Below are 1,147 nucleotides of genomic sequence, written 5' to 3'. Positions count from 1 at the left end.
GTTTAGGGTTTCGCCTTTTTTGTTTACTTTTTCATGTGCCGCGTCTGGATTGGCTTTTAGATATTCCCCAAGACGTCTTCTTCCTTGCACGTGTTTGTAAAAAGTGGTCGGAAGATATGGGTCCAATTTTTCAGCAGGTAAAGGCGTGTCTGGTTCACATAAGACACCTTTAATATTATCTTTGTGCAGTCTTTCTAATTTAGCAGATTCGGTATGAAGCTTTTTAGCGAGCGCTAAACAAAACATTCCACATTCAGAGGAACTGCGTTGAATGTCCATTTCTGCCATGGCAAAAGAACAGTTGGGCAATTCATGCGCTTTAAGGGCCAATTGCGTCCTTAATGCGAGTACTGCTGGTTTCATATTGTTAAATGTTGTAGGTTCAAAAAATATCACCGATGTTTTGTCCTCTATGGTTTGATGATCAATGAGCGCAAAATGAATTCCCCTATCCTTTGTGTGAATGATAAATCTAGAAGATTGAACGCCGTTTTCGATGGCTTCTTTGAGTGCAAGGGCAAAGTCGTGAGATGACGCTGCCAATTGAAGACGCATGTCGGGATATTTACGATTTGCCTGATCTACCAAGGCTGGCATTAGCTTAAGGTCTGTACTTGCATAATCAGCTGTGAACCAACGACCCGTTGAGATATCATCCTCTAAACGGGCAACAATATCTTTTAATTCTTCACGATTGAATGGGATATTTTTGCCTTTTTCACTACTGGATTGTTCTAAATGTGCAGTAAGAGTGTCTAACGATGCATTTGCATGCGCCCTTTCAGGTGCACTTGCCTCTTCTGGTGTTTGTGAGGAATGAGGGAGGGAAGAATCTTGTGGCTTCATACTATTAGCCTCCATATTGATAATCGATAGGTGATATTATCTTCTTCAATTCTGGCTAAACAATGTTTGCAGGAAAGATTTTTAGCTAGAAAAAACAAAGAGATGAAATCATCTTTATTTAAATTACGAAAGATAAAACCCCACGCTTTTCAGAGTCAAAGGTAAGGTATCTTTTTATCTTTTAAGAGATCACGTCGCTTACTGTTTGCATCTTTACCTCAAAAGAAGATTTGCTAACAGCAATTTATGCCTTACCGTAAAGCTACAGAGCTTCATTCTTTGTGGATGTGGAATATGGCTA

General features: G+C 39.6%; 1 protein-coding gene. It reads right to left on the bottom strand.

Going from position 1 to position 1,147, the window contains the following annotated elements; all coding sequences use genetic code 11:
• The coding region (locus tag ACFIJW_RS03415; RefSeq protein ID WP_375633289.1) for a YopJ/AvrA family T3SS effector serine/threonine acetyltransferase at positions 1–846 on the bottom strand (846 nt) is incomplete at its 3' end.
• Positions 847–1,147 lie beyond the last annotated feature (301 nt).

This window comes from Bartonella sp. MM97QHHN (assembly GCF_042194285.1).
Lineage (GTDB): Bacteria > Pseudomonadota > Alphaproteobacteria > Rhizobiales > Rhizobiaceae > Bartonella.
The sequence above is the reverse complement of the archived record's forward strand: the minus strand, read 5'-3'. Positions and strand labels throughout refer to the sequence as shown.